The following is a 17,937-nucleotide window of genomic DNA, read 5'->3' as shown; positions in this document are numbered from 1 at the left end:
ACGCCTTCGGACTCGGAGTCGGCCGCGCAGCTAGAACGGCTTGACCACCACCAGGATGACGATGACCGCGGTGACGATCCCCGGCACCTCGTTCATCAGCCTCAGCGCACGGCCGCTGACCGGGCGCTCGCCCTTGGCGAGCTTGCGGCCGTAACCGACCATGTAGCCGTGATAGGCGGAGAGGCCGAGCACGAAGACCAGCTTGGCGTGAAGCCAACCCTGGTCCCAGACGTTGAGGACGACGGCGAGCGCGATACCGAGCGCCCAGACCAGGACCATCGAAGGGGTGAGTATGATGTTGCGCAGCTTGCGCTCGCGCTCCACCCAGCGCGCTTCCTCGTCGGAACCGGCCGCCGCTTCCTGATGATAGATATAGTAACGCGGCAGCAGGAATAAACCGGCGACCCAGAAGATCACGAAGATGATGTGGGCGGCCTTCAGCCAGGGGTACAGCACGGCGAGGGTGATCTCCCAGTCGGTCAAGCGGCCTCTCCCTCGCCGCCGCGCCCACGGACCAGCTCGATCAGCCGCTCGACATGGGCGATCGGCGTGTCGGGAAGGATGCCGTGGCCAAGGTTGAAGATGTGCGGGCGGCCCTCGAACGCAGATAGGATCGAAGCGACCGCCTGTTCAAGCGCCGCGCCGCCCGCGATCAGCGCAAGCGGATCGAGATTGCCCTGGACCGGAAGGTCGGCCGGCATGTTGGCGGCGATCCAGTGCGGGTCCTGGGTCTCGTCGACGCCGACCGCGTCGATGCCGGTCTCGCGGGCATAGGCCGGAAGCTTGGCCCCGGCGCCCTTGGGGAAACCGATCACCGGCACGCCCGGGTGACGCTCGCGAAGCGCGGCGACGATGCGGGCATTGGGGCCGATCACCCAGCGCTCGAACTGGGCGGGGGCGAGGCTGCCCGACCAACTGTCGAACAATTGCACGGCCTCGACGCCGGCGCGGATCTGGCCCGAGAGATAATCGACCGTCATGTCGACGAGCGCGTCGATCACCGCGCCAAAGGCTTGCGGATCGGCATAGGCGAAGCGGCGCGCCTCGCCTTGGTCCTTGGAGCCGCGGCCGGCGACCATATAGGTCGCGACCGTCCAGGGACTGCCGGCAAAGCCAAGGAAAGTGGTGGTTTCAGGCAGTTGCGCGGCGACTTTTTCCACAGTCTCGTAAATCGGCCGCAACCGCTCCGGAGCGCGCTCCAGCGAGGCCAGCGAGACATCGACCAGGCGCGGCGACAGGACCGGGCCCTCGCCCGCCTCGAAGCGCAAATCCTGGCCCAGCGCATGGGGAACGATCAGGATGTCGGAGAACAGGATCGCGCCGTCGAAGCCGAACCGGCGGATCGGCTGAAGCGTCACTTCGGCCGCCGCGTCGGTGTCGTAGACCAGCTCGAGGAAGCCGCCCTTGTCGGCCCGAAGCGCGCGATATTCCGGCAGATAGCGGCCCGCCTGGCGCATCAGCCACATCGGCGGCACCTCGGCGCGCTGGCCTTTCAGGACGTTTATCAATGACTTAGTCGATCGGGTCACGGGCTCTGAGCGCCCCCCTTCCTTATATATATTCTTATTAGAATCTTGAGTTGTTGAAGAGAGTAGGCGGCGCGAAGGCGGGGTTTATTGGCTGCGGGGTTTTTTGCCAACAGCTTGACGGGGTAAGAATCCGCGCGGGCTCAACGAGTCGGGAACGGCGTCCCCATTATCCACATGTTGTGGAGCAAACTCGTCCACTGTTGGCGGCGCTGTGGACGGAATCGCGCGGGCCGGGGGCGGAAGCTATCCTTGAAAGCGCAACCAGGGTTCCGCTAGCGATCTCAACATGGTTTTCCACAAGGGCCTTCTTTCGTTCCCGAAACGAGCCGACTCGGAGGCCAGGTGAAGCAGCTGCATCTCCATCTCCTGTCGGATTCGACCGGCGAAACGCTCGACATCGTCGCCAAGGCCTGCCTTGCCCAGTTCGACGAAGTCGACGCGATCCGCCACTTCTGGCCGATGGTACGCTCCGAAGGTCATCTCGAACGCGTGCTCGACGATATCCAGCAACGGCCGGGCCTGGTTCTCTACACCCTTGTCAATCCGGCGATCCGCCGCGCGCTGGAGCAGAATTGCCGCCGCCGCAGCCTCTACGCGGTGTCGGTGCTCGATCCGGTCATCGACGCCCTGTCGGCGGTCACCGGCGAGGCGACCAAGGGCCGGCCGGGGCGGCAGCACGCGATGGACGCCGCTTATTTCGCGCGCGTCGACGCGATCCAGTTCACCATCGCCCATGACGACGGCCTTCAGCCGGAAAATTGGGAGGAGGCGGACATCGTTCTGACCGGCGTGTCGCGCACGTCGAAGACTCCGACCGCCATCTACCTCGCCAATCGCGGCTACAAGGTCGCCAACGTGCCGCTGGTGCCGGAATCGCCGCCGCCGCCGGCATTGTTCAACCTGAAGCACCCCCTCATTGTCGGCCTCACCACCAATCCCGACCGGTTGATCCAGATCCGGCGCAACCGGCTGCTCGCGCTCAACCAGCCGCCTGAGACCGACTATGTCGACATGGAGGCGGTGAGCGCCGAACTCGCCTTCGCCCGGCGCATCTTCGCCGATCAGGGCTGGCCGGTGATCGACGTCACCCGCCGCTCGATCGAGGAAACCTCGCTCGCGGTGGTCAAGCTGGCGACCGAGCGAGTCGAGCGGGCGGCGGAATGAACCGCCCTTCGACAGGCGTAAGATGAAGCTGTTGCTTGCATCGCAAAGCCCGACGCGGCGGCGGATGCTCGAGGTGGCCGGAGTCCCCTTCGAGGCGGTGTCGGCGCCGCTCGACGAGGACAGCGCCAAGGCGGGATTGCTGGCGAGCGGCTTCGGCGCGCGCGACATGGCCGAGATGCTCGCCGAGCTCAAAGCCAAGAGCGTCGCGGCGCCGGCCGACACGTTGGTGCTCGGCGCCGACCAGACGCTGGAGCGGGCCGACGGCGAGATCCTCGGCAAGCCGGGCTCCCGCGCGGGCGCGCGCGATCAGCTCTTGTCGCTGAGGGGTGCAGAGCACAAGCTTCACAGCGGCGCCGTGCTCGTCCGCAACGGCGAGCGCCTGTGGGGATGCGTCGAGAGCGTGACGATGAGCGTTCGGGACTTCAGCACGCGCTTCCTCGACGATTATCTCGCGCACGAGGGCGACGCGGTGACCGGAAGCGCCGGCGCCTATCGCGTCGAAGCCATGGGCGCGCAGCTGTTCGAGCGGATCGACGGGAGCCATTTCGCCATCCTCGGCCTGCCGCTTCTGCCGCTGCTCGCCGAACTGCGGAAGAGAGGTGTGGTGACGTCATGACTGTCATCCTCGGCCTCACGGGATCGATCGGCATGGGCAAGTCGACCGTGGCGCGCATGTTCGAGGAGGAAGGCGTTCCTTTGTTCGACGCCGACGCGGTCGTTCACCAGCTCCAGGGCCCCGAGGGCGAGCTGGTCGCGGCCATCGAGGCGCGCTTCCCGGGCACGACCGACGACAAGGGAGTCAATCGCACCGCGCTGGCCGAGCGAGTCCTGGCCGAGCCGGAGGCGCTGCAGAATCTGGAAGGCCTGATCCATCCCGCGGTCGCGCGCGAGCGCCGCGCCTTCCTCGCTCGCCATGGCGAAGCGCCATTGGTCGTGCTCGACATTCCGCTGCTGTTCGAGAAAGGCGGTGCGGGCCAGGTGAACAAGGTCGCGGTGGTTTCCGCTCCCGGCCCGGTGCAGCGCGAGCGGGTCCTTGCACGGCCAGGCATGACCCTGGCCAAATTCTGTCAGATCCTCGCGCTTCAGCTTCCCGACGAGGAGAAGAGGGCGCGGGCCGATTTCGTCATTCCGACGGGCGGCAGCCTGGACGAAACGCGCGCCAAGGTGAGGGAAATCATCGCTTGCCTCGCCAGCCCCCCAAATCCATAGATCGGGGCATGCGGGAAATCGTTTTTGACACGGAGACCACGGGCCTGAGCCCGGTGGGCGGGGATCGAATCGTCGAGATCGGCTGCGTCGAACTTATGAACCGGGTCGAGACCGGCCGCACCTTCCACGCCTATTTCAATCCGCGCCGGCCGATGCCGAGCGAGGCGGAAGCGGTTCACGGCCTGTCCGAGGCGTTTCTGTCCGACAAGCCCTTGTTCGAGGAGCTGTGCGGGGACCTGCTCGACTTCATCGGCGACGCGCCGCTGGTCGCGCACAATGCGCCGTTCGATTTCGGCTTTCTCAACAACGAGCTGGCGCTGTGCGGGCTGTCCTCGGTGTGCATGACCCGGATGATCGACACCCTGGTGCTGGCCCGTCAGAAGTTGCCCGGCGCCAAGCACAGCCTCGATGCCCTGTGCACCCGCTTCGGAGTCGACCGCTCGATCCGCATCAAGCATGGTGCGCTCATCGATGCTCAGTTGCTGTCGCAGGTCTATGTCGAGCTGACCGGCGGCCGCCAGATCGGCCTCGGGCTCGTGGCCGAACAGCGCAGCAGCTCGGAAGAAAAGATCGACGTGATGCTCGTTCAGGAATATGCCAACAGCGTCACCGTTCACCCGGCGCGGCCCCACGAGCCGACGGAGGAAGAGCTGGAGCGCCACGCCGAGTTCCTCAAGGGCATCACCGACCCCATCTGGAACCGGGTCGCGGCCTGCGGTTGACGCCCGCATAGACGGGCTCCACATCCACCCCACACACGGAGGGCCGGATGGAAGTCAGGGTTTCGGGACATCAGATCGAGACGGGCGACGCCTTGCGCGCGACCGTCGAGAGCCGAGTTGGCGCGATCGCCGACAAATATTTCGCCCGCGCCATCTCCGCCCAGGTGACGTTCGGTCGAGGGCCGTATGACCGCAGCTTCACTTGCGACATCGTCGCGCACGTGCCCCAGGGCGTCGTGCTCAAGGGCTCCGGCCGCGGCGCCGAGGCAGGCGCGGCCTTCGACCAGGCGGCCGACCGGATCGAGACCCAGCTGCGCCGCTACAAGCGCCGTCTCAAGGACCGCTCCGCGGCGACGGCACACGCGGCGGAAGTGGCCGCCGCGATCGACGCCAGCTACACGGTCTTCGCGCCGCCTCCCGAGGCGGAGGAACCGGCCGACAATCCGCCTGTCGTCGCCGAGACTCGAGTCGACATCCCCCACGCCTCGGTGTCGGACGCGGTGATGATCCTGGACCTCAGAAACACCAATGCGCTGATGTTCCGGAACAGCGGCACGCAGCAGCTGAACATGGTCTATCGACGAGGCGACGGCACGATTGGCTGGGTCGAGCCCCAGCAGGACTGACAGCCAGACCCTTTCGCCCTAAACGGCCAGACCATTCCATGACCGATCTATCCCATTTTCTCGCGCCCGAAGCGGTGGAGGCGTCGTTCGCCGCCACCGGCAAGAAAGCGCTGTTCCAGCAGCTCGCGACGATCGCGGCGCGGCATACCGGCGTGCCGGCCAAGGCGATCGCGACCGCGATCGGCGACCGCGAGAAAGCCGGCTCGACCGGCTTCGGCGGCGGAGTCGCCATCCCGCACGGCAAGATCGCGGAGCTCGATCGAATCTACGGCCTGTTCGTGCGCCTGGCCGAGCCGCTCAACTACGAGGCGGTCGACCGCATGCCGGTCGATCTCGTTTTCCTGATGCTGTCGCCGCCCGACGCGGGCGCCGAGCATCTCAAGGCGCTGGCCCAGGTCAGCCGGGCGCTGCGCGACAAGCAGGTCCGCGCCAAGCTGCGCGGCGCGCGCTCGAACGACGCCATCTATGCTGTGCTGACCGGAGCGGAAACGCGGGATGCCGCCTGACCTCGCCGGGGAGGAAGCGCATTTCCGCGCGCTGGAATCGCTTTATCGCTCCGCGCCGATCAACCTTGGCTTTCGTTCCGAGATAGAGATCGTCGAGGCGGGGCTGGCACGCATCCGCTTCGAAGTCGAGGAACGGCATTTCCATGCGGCGGGCGCGGCCCACGGCACGCTCTATTTCAAGATGATGGACGATGCCGCCTTCTACGCCTGCAATTCGCGGGTGAGCGACCGCTTCCTGCTCACCACCGCGTTCAACTTGATGTTCACCAAGCCGCTGCGCCCGGGCCCCGCCATTGCCGAGGGACGCTGGATCAGCGGCAAGCGCCGCGTGCTGATCGGCGAGGCGCGGCTGATCGACGCGGACGGCGAGGAAGCGGCGCGCGGCACCGGCACGTTCATGCGCTCGAGCATCGCGCTGGCGGGCCTGGCCGGTTATAGCGACGGCTGATGGACGCCCGCCTGCCGAGCTCGGTCGTGATCGGCGGACTGATCAAGCTGGCCGAGCGCGACGGCGGCTTCGGCGCGGTGCTGTCGAAGGGCGATCCCACCGCCGGATCCGTCATGGTCATCCTGATCGAGCGCGGCGCGTGCAAGGCGGTGCTCGAGCGGCTGCTGCTGGCCGACGGCCGCTATGGCTGGCGGGAATCTCCGGGGGCGGGCGGCAACGCAGAAGACATGGTTAAGTTCCTCGACCGGCGGCGCAGATTCGATCCCGATCTGTGGGTTTTGGAACTGGACGTCGCGTCAGCCGAACGGTTCGCCGCTGAAATGACCGCTCTTGATTGACCCTTAACCGGCCCGGCCCCTAGCCTCGTTGTCAGATGTTCAGGGAGCAATAGCGGGCCGCCGGAGCGTATTTGCCGGCAGTCGGGCGAGACGGGGAATTCCATCAATCCAGGCCTCATTGGCCCAGAGCGACCCGGGTTCACCGCACGGAAGCTGATCCATTGATGTTTAAGACGATCCGCGCCGCGGGCGTGACCGCGGCGGCCTTGTTTCTGTGCGCCAACGCCTCCCAGGCGAGCGCCCAGACCGCCGCCATCGCAACCCCCGCCGCAACCGTCTCTCCGTCCGTTCATGCCGCCGCGCCGGCCCAGGTCAGCAGCACCGCGACCAACCCGACCGCCGCCGCGACCAACGCCGCCACGCCGGCGGTCGCCATCGTCCACGCGTCCGCCGACACGTCCCTCACCCCGGTCTCTGTCCGCGACGGCGACCAGATCGTCACTCCGCAGGGCGTCACCGCCATCGTCGGCCGCGCCCGGCCCGATCGCGCCAGCGATGTCGCTCCGGCGCCCGCCCAGACCGCCGCCTTCTCGCTCGCCTCGCTGGTCGAGCAGCATGCCGCCGCCGAGAGCGAGGACGAGCAGTTCCAGTGCCTGGCCAGCGCCGTCTATTTCGAATCGCGCGGCGAGCCGCTCGAGGGCCAGCTCGCGGTCGCCGAGGTGATCCTCAACCGGGTTGCTTCGGGCCGGTTCCGCGGCACCGTGTGTGACGTCGTCACCCAGCCGAGCCAGTTCTCCTTCGTCCGCGGCGGCCGAATCCCCGAGCCGAACCGCACCAGCGCCGCCTGGAGCCGCGCCGTCGCCATCGCCCGCATCGCCATGGACAATCTTCACGACGTGACCGGCGACGACTCGCTGTTCTTCCATGCGACCTACGTCCGGCCGAGCTGGGGGCGCCCGAGCGCGCGCATCGCCCGGATCGGCAACCACATCTTCTATCGCTAAGTCTTTTCGGGGTCCTTGGGAGAGGATCGGGGCCGGGCCATTGGGTCCGGCCCTTTCATTTGTTCCCCCTTCATTCTAGGTTGAGGCAATGGCCTCCCTTCCCGACTCCTGCCTCCAGGACGCGCCGCTCATCGCCCAGGACGTGGCGCGCGGAGTCGGCCGGCTGTTCTTCCGCCAGGACCAGTTCGCGATCTGCGAGGTTCCGCTTCCCAACGGCCGGCGCGCCGACCTGATGGCGGTCGACTCCGCCGGGCTCATCACCATCGTCGAGATCAAGGTATCGCGCGCCGACCTGATGGGCGACGGCAAGTGGCCCGACTATCTCGACTATTGCGACTATTTCTTCTGGGCGGTGCCGGCCGGCTTCGCGCTCGAGCCGTTCGCCTGCGTCGAGAAGGGCGAGGATTGTTCCGGGCTGATCGTGGCCGACCGCTACGATGCCGAAATCATCCGCCCGGCGCCGCTGCGCAAGCTCGCCGCCGCCCGCCGCAAGGCCGAGACGTTGCGCTTCGCCCGCCGCGCGGCGCGGCGGCTGGCCGGCGACATGGACCCGGGACTGCCGGCGATCGATTACTGAGCGGTTGGGCCGTAGATCGGCTGCTGCGACTGCCGGCGCGCCGGCGCGGACTCGAGCAGCCGGGCGATGGTTGGATCGCGGCGGTCCTGGCGGGCGTAATCCAGCGCCGAATAGCCGGCGACGCTGTCGGTATGGGCCGGGTTGGCGCCCTGCTGGAGAAGCAGCGGAATGATGTCGAGCTGGCGCCCCTGGACCGCGAGGATCAGCGGCGTCTCGCCGCGGTTGTTGACGATGTCGACGCTGGCGCGCCGGGCGAGCAGCTGCTGCGCCCCCTCGACCCAGCCGATCGAGGCGGCGAGGTGAAGCGGCGCCGAGCCGTCGTTCGACTGCATGTCGGGGCGGGCCCTGCGGCCGAGTAGGAAGGCGAGCCAGTCGATGTCGCGGCGGCGCACGACGATGTGGAGCAGGCCCTCGCCGGTCGAGGTGTCGCGGGCATTGACGGCGTTGGACGAGGGATCGGCAAGCAGCCGCTCGACGGTCGCGCCGTCGCGCTCGCGCACCGCCTTCAGCATGGTGGTGTTGTCGGAGAATTGCTGTTGAGCGACGGCAGGCACCGCGACGGCGGCGGCGAGCGCGCCGGCCAGCAGGATGCGGTGGATGCGATTCATCTAAACCCCCGGAGGACTTGGCTTTCGGCTTGATCCCCCCGATCTAGCAAAGCAAGGCTGGCGCTGTCATGAACCTTCGCTCTCTCCTGTCGCCCTTTCTCGCAATCCTGCTCGCCGGCGGCCTCGCCGCCTGCTCGCAGCAGGCCGCCGACCCGCCGCTCAAGGGCGCGACGCTGGGCGGGCCGATCAACCTGGTCAACCAGGACGGGCAGCGAGTCAGCGATGCGAGCTTCGCCGGCAAGTACCGCCTGATCTATTTCGGCTTCGCCAATTGCCCCGACGTGTGCCCGGTCGACCTCGCCGTGCTTGGCGCCGGCCTCAGGCAGTTCGAGGGCGAGGACAGCGCGCGGGCGGAGCGGGTGCAGCCGATCTTCATCACCGTCGATCCCAGGCGCGACACACCCGAGGTGCTCAAGCGCTACGTCGCCAATTTCCACCCGCGCCTGATCGGCCTCACCGGCACCGAGCAGGAGATCCAGCAGGTGGCGACCGCTTATGGCGGCTCGGCGATTCCCGACGAGCCCAACGAGGCCGGCGGCTACAACGTCAATCACAGCCGCTTCATCCTGCTGATGGGCCCCGACGGCGCGCCGATCGCGATCGTGCCCCATGACCAGGGCGCGCAAGGCGTTGCCCGGGCGCTGGACCAATGGGTGCGCTGAGGCCCCGATTCTGGGAGCTGCCGCTCGCCGAGCTCAATCGCGACGAGTGGGAGGCGCTGTGCGACGGCTGCGGCAAATGCTGCCTGCACAAGCTCGAGGATGCCGATACCGGCGAGGTCCACGCGACCAATGTCGCCTGCAAGCTGCTCGACCGGCGCACCGGCCGGTGCAGCGATTACCGCGCGCGCAAGATGTACGTGCCGGAATGCGTCCGGCTGACCGCCGACAGCGTCCACAAGATCGACTGGCTGCCGAGCACCTGCGCCTATCGCCTGCGCGCCGAGGGGCGGCCGCTCTACGGCTGGCATTATCTGATCAGCGGCGACCCCGAGACGGTTCACGAGGCCGGCGTGTCGGTGCGCGGCTGGACGGTGTCGGAGCAGGATGCCGGCGACAATATCGACCAGTTCGTGATCGACCGTGAGCTCTGAGCTTCAGCTCGGCGGAGCGCCGCTCACCCTCAAGCCGAACAAGCGGGCGCGGCGGCTGAGGCTGCGCGTCGACCCGCGCAGCCGCTCGCTGACCCTCACCGTGCCGCCCGGCGTATCGCGCCGAAGGGCGCTCGAATGGGCGGCCGGACACGCCGACTGGGCGGCGCAGTCGATCGGCGCCATCGCCGAAGCGGTGGCGATCGTGCCGGGCGTGGCGTTGCCACTGTTCGGCGAGCCGCATCGGGTCGAATGGGTTGGCGGTCCCCGTCGTGTCGCGCGTGACGAGGGGCGTCTCGCGATCGGCGGACCCGCCGAAGGGCTGGAGGGGCGGGTGTTGCGCTGGCTGCAGGCGGAGGCGCGGGCGCTGCTCACCCGCGAGACCCATGAATTCGCCGCAAAGGCGGGAGTGACGGTGTCGTCGGTGGCAGTCGGCGATCCGCGCTCGCGCTGGGGCAGCTGCGCCAGCGACGGGCGGATCCGCTACAGCTGGCGGCTGATCATGGCGCCCGATTTCGTGCGGCGGGCGACGGTCGCTCACGAAGTCGCGCACCGGACTCATATGGATCACAGCCCGCGTTTCCATGCGCTGGTCCGCGAGCTGCTCGGCGCCGACCCGGCGTCGGCGCGGATGTGGCTGCGCCGCGAAGGGAGCGCGCTCCACCGCATCGGCGGGCGCTAGTTCGGCTTGTTGACCGGCTCGGGCGCGGGCTGGGGCTGCTGGACCGGTGGCCGTTGGACCGGCTGGCGTTGGACTGGCTGGCGTTGGACTGGCTGGCGCTGGACCGGCTGGCGCGGCTGGGGACGTGGCGGCGCGCGGTTGATCGCGCGATCGAGCCACTCCTGGTCGAGCGTCTCGCGCCGCTCCTCGGGTGCGCGCGGTACCGTCGCGCCGTCGATATCCTCTTCCTCGCCGGGCATCGGAAGCTCTTCTTCCTCCGGCACCGCATAGGGGTCGATCAGCGCGGGATCGAGCTCGTCCCCGAAGCTGTTGACGTCGGCCTCGATCGCCGGGCCCGGAACGTCGGTGATCAGAGCCTCGGCCGGCCGGTTGGCCACGGCGCGGACCATGAAATCGTGGAAGGTCTGCGCCGGAGCGCGGCCGCCGGACAGGCCGGGAAGGCGGCGATTGTCGTCGCGGCCGATCCACACGCCGGTGGTGAGTCCGCTCGAGAAGCCGACGAACCAGCCGTCCTTGTTCGAAGTCGTCGTGCCGGTCTTGCCGGCGGTGGGCCGTCCGAGGGCCGCGGCGCGGCCGGTGCCGCCGTCGACCACCGCCTTCAACAGGTCGGTCATCTGCGCCGCCACCCAGGGGGTGACGAGCGCGCGGCGGTCGTCGTCGCGATGTTCGTAGAGCACGGTGCCGCCCGCCGTGGTCACCCGCCTCACGCCGTAAGGGGTGACGGCGGTGCCGTTGCGGGCGACGGAGGCATAAGCGCGGACCATGTCGATCAGGCGGACCTCGGACGCGCCCAGCGCCATCGACGGCTGGGTGGTGACCGGCGTGGTGATTCCGAACTGTCGCGCGGTGGACGCGACCGAGCGCGTGCCGACGTCCTGCGACAGCCTCACCGCCGCGGTGTTGACCGAATAAGCGAAAGCCTGGCGCAGGGAGATGTTGCCCGGAAACCCGCCGCTGTCGTTGCGCGGCGACCAGCCGTTGACGGTGATCGGGCCGCCGCTGACCATCGAATCGGGCGTGTAGCCGGACTGGAGCGCGGTCAGATAGACGAACAGCTTGAACGCCGAGCCCGGCTGGCGAGTCGCCTGGGTCGCGCGGTTGTAGATCGAGCTGACATAATCGAGGCCGCCGACCATCGCCCGCACCGCGCCGTCGCGGTCGAGCGTGACCAGAGCGCCTTGCGCGCCCTGCGGCACGTTGGCGCGCACCGCGGCGTCGGCCTGCTGCTGCATGGCGACGTCGATCGTCGTCCATACCTCGATCGGCTCGCTCACTTCCTGGTCGACGAGGATGTCGAGCTGCGGAAGCACCCAGTCGGTGAAATAGCGGGTGCTGTGCGCGCGCTCGACCGGGCGCACCATGTCGACTCCGGCAGGATCGGCCGCGGCGCGCTCGGCCGGGGTAATCAGCTCCTGCTCCTCCATCAGCCCGAGCACGACGCCGGCGCGGCCGCGCGCGGCCTCGGCATCGGCGGTCGGCGAGTAGTTGGACGGCGCCTTGACCAAGCCGGCGATGATCGCCGCCTGGGCGAGGTTCAGCTCGGTCGCGCTGGTGCCGTAGAAGCGCCGCGACGCCGCATCGACGCCATAGGCGCCGCCGCCGAAATAGACCCGGTTGAGGTAGAGCTCGAGGATCTGCTCCTTCGAGAAGCGCCATTCGAGCGCGATCGCGAGGATCGCCTCCCTGATCTTGCGGCCGAAGGTCCGGGTGTTGTTGAGGAAGATGTTGCGGGCAAGCTGCTGGGTGATGGTCGAGCCGCCCTGGCTCCACACCCCGCTGTTGAGGCGGACCCAGAAGGAGCGCGCCAGGCCGACCGGATCGACGCCAAGGTGATAGTAATAGCGGCGGTCCTCGACCGCGACCATGGAATCGACCATCACTTGCGGAATGCGGCGATAGGGAAGCCATTCGCCGAAGCTGGGACCCATCGTGTGGATGACGGTGCCGTCGGCGGCGCGGACCCGGATCATCTTGCCGAGGTCGTCGCGGCGGACGAGCTCCTCGTAGCTCGGCAGCTGGCTGACCGCGACCGACACGGCGACGCCCAGCGCGACGATGCCGAGAAGGGCGCCGTAGGCCGCGATCTTGAAGCTGATCCAGGAAATGCGCCGAAACCGGCTGACGAAGCTGCTTGTCATCGAGGCCCTAGCGTAAGGGGTGCCGCCCGCCCCCACAAGCGACGCCGCCAGCCTTAGCAGCCAATTCTTAACCACGGCAGAAGGAACGCAAGTCGTCTGGCGCGACTTTGCCACGAGTCGCTGCTAGGCGAATGGCCATGGCGGAGATGCTGAGCCTGCCGGGGTGGCTCTATCACGACCCGGAATATTTCGCCGTCGAGATGGCGCGGGTGATCCGCCCGAGCTGGCAGATCGTCTGCCATGTCAGCGACATCGCGGAAGCGGGCCAGTGGCGGACGCTCGACCTGCTCGGCGAGAGCATCCTGGTGATCCGCGGCGCCGACGGAATCGTGCGCGCCTTCGCCAATGTCTGCCGGCACCGCGGATCGCGGCTGGTCGACGGTGTCGAGGGCTGCGCCAAGCGGCTGACCTGCCCCTATCACGCCTGGACCTATGCCAGCGACGGCCGGCTGATCGCGATGCCGGAGCGGGCCAGTTACGGCGATCTCAACCTGGCCGACTGGGGTCTGATCCCGGTCGAGCTCGAGCTGTGGCGCGGCTTCGTCTTCGTTCGGCTGGAGAGCGGCGGCCCCAGCGTCGCCGAGATGATGGCGCCGCACGAGGCGGAGGTGGCGCCCTACCGCTTCGAGGCGCTGGAAGCGCTCGGCCGCATCACGCTGCGCCCGCGCGACGTCAACTGGAAGAACGTCGCGGACAACTATTCGGACGGCCTCCACATCGCCGTCGCCCATCCCGGCCTCACCCGCCTGTTCGGCGGCGACTATGCGCTCGACGCCGGGCCGCATGTCGACCGCATGGCCGGCGACCTCGTCGAGCGACCGTCGCCAAAGCCCTCCGAACGGGCCTACCAGCAGCTGCTGCCGCGGGTGGACCATCTGCCCGACGCGCTCCAGCGCCGCTGGCTCTACTTCAAGCTGTGGCCGAACGTCGCCATCGACATTTATCCGGACCAGGTGGATTTCATGCATTTCGTCCCGGTCAGCCCAACCGAGACGCTGATCCGCGAGATCAGCTACGCCGTGCCCGACGAGCGGCGCGAGATGAAGGCGGCGCGCTACCTCAACTGGCGGATCAACCGACGGGTCAATGAGGAGGACACCGCGCTGATCCGGCGGGTCCAGCACGGCATGACGTCAAGCTACTACCGACCGGGACCGCTCGGCGAGAGCGAGGTCTCTCTGAGAAGTTTCGCGACCCGGCTTCGCGCGCTCATTCCCGAGGCGCGCCTGGAACGGGCTCCGCCGCCGGGTTGGAGCCGCGGCTGAGGAAATAGAGCGGCACGCCGCTCGCCATCAGAACGGCGCCCCACAAGACGGCCTCGCGGCCGGCGCCGTAGATCGCCCAGGCGGAAAACAGCGCCGCGACCATGAAGATCGCAGCCTTGTTCTGCGCCACCCTCAGCTTCAAGGCGGCGAGAGAAGAGGCGAGATAGGCGACCAGCGACGCGCAGGTCGCGAGCAGGATCAGGAATCCGAACAGGTCGGTCATCGACCGCGCCGAATTGAGGACCAGAACGATAGTGACGAGAAGGCTCGCGGTGACATGGGCGCGGACCGGGGTGCCGAAGCGCGACAGCTTGGCGAACCAGGCGGGGAAGACTCCGTCGCGGGCCATCGCCCAGGGCAGCTCGCCCTGCATCAGGATCCAGCCATTGAGGGTGCCGAAGGCGGCGACGGCGGCAAACAGGGCGATGATCGCCGCGGCCGGGCCGCCCCAGTGGCGGCCGATGAAGTCCGCCATCGGCGCTCCGGACTCGGCGATCTGGCCGGAGGGCATCATCAGAGCGACCGCCGAACAGACGAAGGTGTAGAGGAGTCCGGTGACGACCACGCCGACCAGGGTGGCGCGCGGGATGTTGCGCTCGGGCGCCGCCACCCGCTCGGCCGGCACCGTCGCCGATTCGAGGCCGAGGAAGGACCACAGGACCAGGGTCGCGGCGGCGGCGATTCCGAGCTCGCCGGAAAAGGTGAGGCCCTCGGCGCGAAGCGGCGGCGCCTCGCTCCCGCCGCCCTCGGCGAGGACGATGATCGCGAGGATCAGCACGGCGGCGAGCGGCAGGATCTTGAGAAGGGTGGTGACGAGCTGGATCCGCCCGACGGCGGCGGCGCCGAAGCAGTTGATCGCGGTCAGAAGCCAGACGATGGCCAGGGTCCAGATCACGCTGTGATCGGCGATTCCCGGAACGATGGTGCTGAGCGGCGCGACCACTCCGGTCGCGATGGCGACGTTGCCGATCCACATCGACACCCAGTAGCTCCATGCCACGACGAAGGCGGCGAACGGGCCGAATGCGGCGCGCGAATAGGCATAGGGGCCGCCCGCCTGGGGCATCACCCGGGCGAGGCTACCGAACACGATGGCGAGGGTGAGCGCGCCGGCGCTGGTCACCAGCCACCCCATGACGCCATTCCAGCCGAACGGCGCCAAGGTCGCCGGCATCAGGAAGAAGCCGGAGCCGATCATGTTGCCGATGACGAGGGCGAGGCACACCCAGAAGCCGAACGGGCGCTTGGGAGGGGTCTGCGAAGTTGCCGCCATCACATCGTCCCGTTCGCCTTGAGCTCGTCCCCTCGCCGCCGCCTGACGGCGTCGCTCAGGATAAACTTCGGCCTGCAGGTCGAAGGGCTGCCCTTCTCCCTTCCTCAGGTCAAGGAAAGGACAGAACAGGGCTTCGACAGGCTCAGCCCGAACGGGCTGAGTGAGATGATCGGAGAAATGATGGTGCGGTCGAGAAGACTCGAACTTCCACGGCCTTTCGGCCACAGCGACCTCAACGCTGCGCGTCTACCAGTTCCGCCACGACCGCACATCATGGAAACGGCGCCGATGAATCGTCGGCGCCAGGTAGGCGGGTGCCCCTAGCAAGGCGGCGACGGCGTTTCAATCATGATATTGCACGCCGAGCGTCACATCCCGCTCAGCCCCTGAAGCTATCCTTGGCGAGCCGCCGCGCCGCGAGCTGGTCCGCATCGGCCGCGCGCATGAACGGATTGGTGGCGCGCTCGAGCGCGATGGTGGTCGGAACCGTCGCGAGGCCGGCCGCCCGCGCCGCCTGCACCTCCTCGACGCGCCGCCGGATCGCGTCATTGTCGGGTTCGGCGACGAGAGCATAACGTCCGTTCGACAGCGTATATTCGTGTGCACAATAGACCTCGGTCTCCGGCGGCAGCGTGGCGAGGCGCTGGAGATTCGCGTGCATCTGCTCCGCCGTCCCCTCGAACAGCCTCCCGCAGCCCATCGCGAACAAGGTGTCGCCGACGAAGACGATGCGCTCGTCGGGCAGATGGTAGGCGATGTGGCCGGCGGTGTGGGCGGGGACCTCGAGGATTTCGGCCTCGACCGGGCCCAGGCTGACCCTGTCGCCCTCGCCGACCTGGCGGTCGAGCGTCGGAATTCGCGCCGCTTCGGCCGCCGGCCCGGTGACCGTGCAGCCGGTCGCCTCCTTGATCGCCGCATTGCCGCCGGTGTGGTCCGGGTGCCAGTGGGTGTTCCAGATCTGGGTGATCCGCCAGCCGCGCGCCGCCGCTTCCGCAAGCACCGGCTCGGCCTGGGCGGGGTCGATGACGGCGGTCTCGCCCGATACCGGCTCGTGGACCAGCCAGATATAATTGTCGCTCAGCGCGGGGACGCGAGCGACCTCAAGTCGCGATGGCATCATAGCCTTCCTGGTTGAACTCGATGAGGCAGAAGCCGTGGCCGAACGGGTCGGCGAACATGGCGAGCTTGCCATAAGGCGCGTCACACGTCTCGCCTTCCTGCACGGCGCCGGCCGCGACGGCGCGGGCGATGGCGGCGTCCATATCGTCGACCACGAAATCCGGATGGATCGGGGTCCAGTGCCGCGCGTAGCGGCGGGTGTCCCCGCCCGCCGGACCGATCGGCGTGCCGGGATCCTTCTTCAGCAAGTAGAGCGGCGCATCGCTGCCGAGCAGCTCGACGAAATTGTCGCCGAAGCGGCGGCCAACGGTGAGGCCGAGCGCGGCGGTGTAGAAGGCCTCGCTTGCCGCGATGTCCGGGACATCCAGGTTGAGGAGAAGCCCCGTCATCCTACCACTTGCCCGTGTTCGGCATCGAGGCCCAAGGCTCCTGGGCCGGCTTGGAGGGACCGGCCTGGAGCAGCTCGATCGAGATGTTGTCGGGGGTGCGCACGAACGCCATGTGGCCGTCGCGCGGCGCCCGGTTGATCGTCACTCCGGCGTCCATCAGCCGCTGGCAGGTCTCGTAGATGTCGTCGACCCGGTAGGCGAGATGACCGAAATTGCGGCCTTCGCCATAGGCTTCCGTCTCGTCCCAATTGTGGGTGAGCTCGACCTGGGCGTCCTCGTCGCCCGGCGCGGCCAGGAAGTAGAGCGTGAAGCGCCCCGCCTCGTTGTCCATCCGTCGCACCTGCTTCAGCCCGAGCAGATCGAAGAAGCGGATTGTGGCCTCCGGGTCACGGACGCGGATCATCGTGTGCAGATATTTCATTTCTCTCACTCAGCTCGTCGATAGAAAGCAACGGTTCATCGCAGCTCTGTCAGGTGAGTCGCAGCGGCCGCGTGGTGCACCGCCTGGCTCAGAGGAGCTGATATATGCGCCTTCTTGCTCTCACCAACCGCAACATCGTGCTGTTCGCCGCTTTGCTGCTGGCGGGCGGCCTCATTGTCGGCGGCTATCTGCTCGGCGACGGCCTCAGGCGCGCGCGAATGGCCGACCGGTCGGTGACGATGCGAGGCCTCGCCGAACGCGACGTCACCGCCGATCTCGCGACCTGGTCGCTCAACTTCAACGCGTCCGGCACCGATCTCGGCGAGGTCCAGGCCAAGATCGACCGCGACCAGCGCATCATCCAGGACTTCTTCCGGGCGGCGGGCTTTCCTGCCGCGGCGCTGACCGATGGCGGCGGCTCGATCAATACGATCTACGACAATGACCGCCAGGCGAACGTGGTGACGATCAACCGCACGTTGGACTTCCGCTCCAACGACGTCATGCGGGCGCAGCGGGCCTATCTCCGCCAGTTCGACTTGATCCGCAACGGGGTCCAGCTCGACGGATCGGGGATGAATTACCGGTTCACGCGTCTGAACGAGATCAAGCCGGAGATGATCGGCCAGTCGATCCAGGACGCGCGGCGCGGGGCGGAGCGGTTTGCGCAGGATTCGGGCGCCAGCGTCGGGGCGATCCGGTCGGCAACCCAGGGCTATTTCTCGATCGGCGCGCGCGACGGCGACCCGGACACCGACGGCGGCGGCGGCGGCACCGCCTCGCCGCTTCAGAAGGTCCGAGTCGTGACGACGATCGACTTCTACCTGGGCTGATCTGTCCTCCCCGGCATTTGCCGGGGAGGGGGACCATCCGCGCAGCGGATGGTGGA

At 68.0% G+C, this 17,937-nt stretch carries 23 protein-coding genes and 1 tRNA gene; 15 read left to right on the top strand and 9 right to left on the bottom strand.

Features of this window, described 5'->3' with window-relative positions; translation table 11 throughout:
* Positions 1–30: 30 nt before the first annotated feature.
* Together G7B71_RS01425 and hemE are read right to left on the bottom strand one after the other, a co-directional pair.
* Entirely contained in the window at positions 31–483 is a 453-nt protein-coding gene (locus G7B71_RS01425) for a CopD family protein (RefSeq protein ID WP_243406040.1), read from the bottom strand.
* Positions 480–1,529, bottom strand: coding sequence for a uroporphyrinogen decarboxylase (gene hemE / locus G7B71_RS01420; RefSeq protein WP_166037116.1), 1,050 nt, complete (start codon positions 1,527–1,529; stop codon positions 480–482). Before hemE ends, G7B71_RS01425 begins: the two co-directional genes overlap by 4 nt.
* A gap of 342 nt (positions 1,530–1,871) precedes the next feature.
* On the opposite strand from hemE, the gene G7B71_RS01415 reads away from it, so the two are divergent.
* From G7B71_RS01415 to G7B71_RS01370, 10 genes are all read left to right on the top strand, one after another.
* Entirely contained in the window at positions 1,872–2,693 is an 822-nt protein-coding gene (locus G7B71_RS01415; protein ID WP_166037114.1) for a pyruvate, water dikinase regulatory protein, read from the top strand.
* A 22-nt stretch (positions 2,694–2,715) separates the two neighbouring features.
* On the top strand, positions 2,716–3,309 hold the full coding sequence (locus G7B71_RS01410) for a nucleoside triphosphate pyrophosphatase (protein WP_166037113.1): 594 nt from the start codon (positions 2,716–2,718) through the stop codon (positions 3,307–3,309).
* A complete protein-coding gene (gene coaE, locus G7B71_RS01405) occupies positions 3,306–3,902 on the top strand; it encodes a dephospho-CoA kinase (protein WP_166037111.1) in 597 nt (198 codons plus the stop codon). The genes G7B71_RS01410 and coaE overlap by 4 nt, the downstream gene beginning before the upstream one ends.
* An 8-nt stretch (positions 3,903–3,910) precedes the next feature.
* Positions 3,911–4,624 (top strand): DNA polymerase III subunit epsilon, encoded by a 714-nt coding sequence (dnaQ, locus tag G7B71_RS01400; RefSeq protein WP_166037109.1) that lies wholly within the window; start codon positions 3,911–3,913, stop codon positions 4,622–4,624.
* Between the two features lie 47 nt (positions 4,625–4,671).
* Positions 4,672–5,250, top strand: a complete 579-nt coding sequence (raiA, locus tag G7B71_RS01395; RefSeq protein ID WP_166037107.1) for a ribosome-associated translation inhibitor RaiA — start codon at positions 4,672–4,674, stop codon at positions 5,248–5,250.
* 38 nt (positions 5,251–5,288) lie between these two features.
* A complete protein-coding gene (locus G7B71_RS01390) occupies positions 5,289–5,756 on the top strand; it encodes a PTS sugar transporter subunit IIA (protein WP_166037105.1) in 468 nt (155 codons plus the stop codon).
* Complete coding sequence (locus G7B71_RS01385; RefSeq protein WP_166037103.1) at positions 5,746–6,204, top strand: PaaI family thioesterase; 459 nt, start codon at positions 5,746–5,748, stop codon at positions 6,202–6,204. The genes G7B71_RS01390 and G7B71_RS01385 overlap by 11 nt, the downstream gene beginning before the upstream one ends.
* Entirely contained in the window at positions 6,204–6,542 is a 339-nt protein-coding gene (locus tag G7B71_RS01380) for a DUF1491 family protein (RefSeq protein WP_166037101.1), read from the top strand. The genes G7B71_RS01385 and G7B71_RS01380 overlap by 1 nt, the downstream gene beginning before the upstream one ends.
* A 164-nt stretch (positions 6,543–6,706) precedes the next feature.
* Positions 6,707–7,486, top strand: a complete 780-nt coding sequence (locus tag G7B71_RS01375; protein WP_166037099.1) for a cell wall hydrolase — start codon at positions 6,707–6,709, stop codon at positions 7,484–7,486.
* 88 nt (positions 7,487–7,574) lie between these two features.
* On the top strand, positions 7,575–8,063 hold the full coding sequence (locus tag G7B71_RS01370; protein ID WP_166037093.1) for an MmcB family DNA repair protein: 489 nt from the start codon (positions 7,575–7,577) through the stop codon (positions 8,061–8,063).
* On the opposite strand, the gene G7B71_RS01365 is transcribed toward G7B71_RS01370, so the two are convergent.
* Positions 8,057–8,671, bottom strand: coding sequence for an ankyrin repeat domain-containing protein (locus G7B71_RS01365; protein ID WP_166037091.1), 615 nt, complete (start codon positions 8,669–8,671; stop codon positions 8,057–8,059). The two genes, G7B71_RS01370 and G7B71_RS01365, sit on opposite strands and share 7 nt — an antisense overlap.
* A gap of 68 nt (positions 8,672–8,739) precedes the next feature.
* Between G7B71_RS01365 and G7B71_RS01360 the strand changes: the two genes are divergently transcribed.
* The 3 genes from G7B71_RS01360 to G7B71_RS01350 are packed head-to-tail and all read left to right on the top strand — an operon-like array spanning position 8,740 to position 10,443.
* Complete coding sequence (locus G7B71_RS01360; RefSeq protein ID WP_166037089.1) at positions 8,740–9,333, top strand: SCO family protein; 594 nt, start codon at positions 8,740–8,742, stop codon at positions 9,331–9,333.
* The gene (locus tag G7B71_RS01355; RefSeq protein WP_166037087.1) at positions 9,321–9,764 is read left to right on the top strand and encodes a YcgN family cysteine cluster protein; all 444 of its coding nucleotides are present in this window, start codon (positions 9,321–9,323) and stop codon (positions 9,762–9,764) included. The genes G7B71_RS01360 and G7B71_RS01355 overlap by 13 nt, the downstream gene beginning before the upstream one ends.
* Positions 9,754–10,443 (top strand): SprT family zinc-dependent metalloprotease, encoded by a 690-nt coding sequence (locus tag G7B71_RS01350; protein ID WP_243406039.1) that lies wholly within the window; start codon positions 9,754–9,756, stop codon positions 10,441–10,443. The genes G7B71_RS01355 and G7B71_RS01350 overlap by 11 nt, the downstream gene beginning before the upstream one ends.
* Here G7B71_RS01350 and G7B71_RS01345 read toward each other — a convergent pair.
* Positions 10,440–12,581 (bottom strand): PBP1A family penicillin-binding protein, encoded by a 2,142-nt coding sequence (locus G7B71_RS01345; protein ID WP_166037085.1) that lies wholly within the window; start codon positions 12,579–12,581, stop codon positions 10,440–10,442. The genes G7B71_RS01350 and G7B71_RS01345 overlap by 4 nt on opposite strands.
* A 137-nt stretch (positions 12,582–12,718) precedes the next feature.
* Between G7B71_RS01345 and G7B71_RS01340 the strand changes: the two genes are divergently transcribed.
* Entirely contained in the window at positions 12,719–13,846 is a 1,128-nt protein-coding gene (locus G7B71_RS01340) for an aromatic ring-hydroxylating dioxygenase subunit alpha (RefSeq protein ID WP_243406038.1), read from the top strand.
* Here G7B71_RS01340 and G7B71_RS01335 read toward each other — a convergent pair.
* From G7B71_RS01335 to G7B71_RS01315, 5 genes are all read right to left on the bottom strand, one after another.
* A complete protein-coding gene (locus G7B71_RS01335; RefSeq protein WP_166037080.1) occupies positions 13,791–15,119 on the bottom strand; it encodes an amino acid permease in 1,329 nt (442 codons plus the stop codon). The genes G7B71_RS01340 and G7B71_RS01335 overlap by 56 nt on opposite strands.
* 181 nt (positions 15,120–15,300) lie before the next feature.
* Positions 15,301–15,387: transfer RNA gene (locus tag G7B71_RS01330), tRNA-Leu, on the bottom strand.
* Between the two features lie 111 nt (positions 15,388–15,498).
* Positions 15,499–16,236, bottom strand: a complete 738-nt coding sequence (gene gloB / locus G7B71_RS01325; protein WP_166037078.1) for a hydroxyacylglutathione hydrolase — start codon at positions 16,234–16,236, stop codon at positions 15,499–15,501.
* A complete protein-coding gene (locus G7B71_RS01320; RefSeq protein WP_166037076.1) occupies positions 16,220–16,627 on the bottom strand; it encodes a VOC family protein in 408 nt (135 codons plus the stop codon). Before G7B71_RS01320 ends, gloB begins: the two co-directional genes overlap by 17 nt.
* 1 nt (position 16,628) lies before the next feature.
* Entirely contained in the window at positions 16,629–17,048 is a 420-nt protein-coding gene (locus G7B71_RS01315; protein WP_166037074.1) for a VOC family protein, read from the bottom strand.
* Positions 17,049–17,152: 104 nt separating this feature from the next.
* Between G7B71_RS01315 and G7B71_RS01310 the strand changes: the two genes are divergently transcribed.
* Positions 17,153–17,881 (top strand): SIMPL domain-containing protein, encoded by a 729-nt coding sequence (locus G7B71_RS01310; protein ID WP_166037072.1) that lies wholly within the window; start codon positions 17,153–17,155, stop codon positions 17,879–17,881.
* The last annotated feature ends 56 nt before the right edge of the window (positions 17,882–17,937 follow it).

The sequence above is a fragment of the Sphingosinicella sp. YJ22 genome, from assembly GCF_011320075.1.
Lineage (GTDB): Bacteria > Pseudomonadota > Alphaproteobacteria > Sphingomonadales > Sphingomonadaceae > Allosphingosinicella.
Note: the sequence above shows the minus strand (reverse complement) of the source record. Positions and strands in the feature narration are given on the sequence as shown.

Coding starts and splice junctions, on each gene's coding strand:
- G7B71_RS01410 (WP_166037113.1), top strand. CDS start 2,716: ATGAAGCTGTTGCTTGCATCGCAAAGCCCGACGCGGCGGCGGATGCTC.
- coaE (WP_166037111.1), top strand. CDS start 3,306: ATGACTGTCATCCTCGGCCTCACGGGATCGATCGGCATGGGCAAGTCG.
- dnaQ (WP_166037109.1), top strand. CDS start 3,911: ATGCGGGAAATCGTTTTTGACACGGAGACCACGGGCCTGAGCCCGGTG.
- raiA (WP_166037107.1), top strand. CDS start 4,672: ATGGAAGTCAGGGTTTCGGGACATCAGATCGAGACGGGCGACGCCTTG.
- G7B71_RS01390 (WP_166037105.1), top strand. CDS start 5,289: ATGACCGATCTATCCCATTTTCTCGCGCCCGAAGCGGTGGAGGCGTCG.
- G7B71_RS01385 (WP_166037103.1), top strand. CDS start 5,746: ATGCCGCCTGACCTCGCCGGGGAGGAAGCGCATTTCCGCGCGCTGGAA.
- G7B71_RS01380 (WP_166037101.1), top strand. CDS start 6,204: ATGGACGCCCGCCTGCCGAGCTCGGTCGTGATCGGCGGACTGATCAAG.
- G7B71_RS01375 (WP_166037099.1), top strand. CDS start 6,707: ATGTTTAAGACGATCCGCGCCGCGGGCGTGACCGCGGCGGCCTTGTTT.
- G7B71_RS01370 (WP_166037093.1), top strand. CDS start 7,575: ATGGCCTCCCTTCCCGACTCCTGCCTCCAGGACGCGCCGCTCATCGCC.
- G7B71_RS01365 (WP_166037091.1), bottom strand. CDS start 8,671: ATGAATCGCATCCACCGCATCCTGCTGGCCGGCGCGCTCGCCGCCGCC.
- G7B71_RS01360 (WP_166037089.1), top strand. CDS start 8,740: ATGAACCTTCGCTCTCTCCTGTCGCCCTTTCTCGCAATCCTGCTCGCC.
- G7B71_RS01355 (WP_166037087.1), top strand. CDS start 9,321: ATGGGTGCGCTGAGGCCCCGATTCTGGGAGCTGCCGCTCGCCGAGCTC.
- G7B71_RS01345 (WP_166037085.1), bottom strand. CDS start 12,581: ATGACAAGCAGCTTCGTCAGCCGGTTTCGGCGCATTTCCTGGATCAGC.
- G7B71_RS01340 (WP_243406038.1), top strand. CDS start 12,719: ATGGCGGAGATGCTGAGCCTGCCGGGGTGGCTCTATCACGACCCGGAA.
- G7B71_RS01335 (WP_166037080.1), bottom strand. CDS start 15,119: ATGGCGGCAACTTCGCAGACCCCTCCCAAGCGCCCGTTCGGCTTCTGG.
- gloB (WP_166037078.1), bottom strand. CDS start 16,236: ATGCCATCGCGACTTGAGGTCGCTCGCGTCCCCGCGCTGAGCGACAAT.
- G7B71_RS01320 (WP_166037076.1), bottom strand. CDS start 16,627: ATGACGGGGCTTCTCCTCAACCTGGATGTCCCGGACATCGCGGCAAGC.
- G7B71_RS01315 (WP_166037074.1), bottom strand. CDS start 17,048: ATGAAATATCTGCACACGATGATCCGCGTCCGTGACCCGGAGGCCACA.
- G7B71_RS01310 (WP_166037072.1), top strand. CDS start 17,153: ATGCGCCTTCTTGCTCTCACCAACCGCAACATCGTGCTGTTCGCCGCT.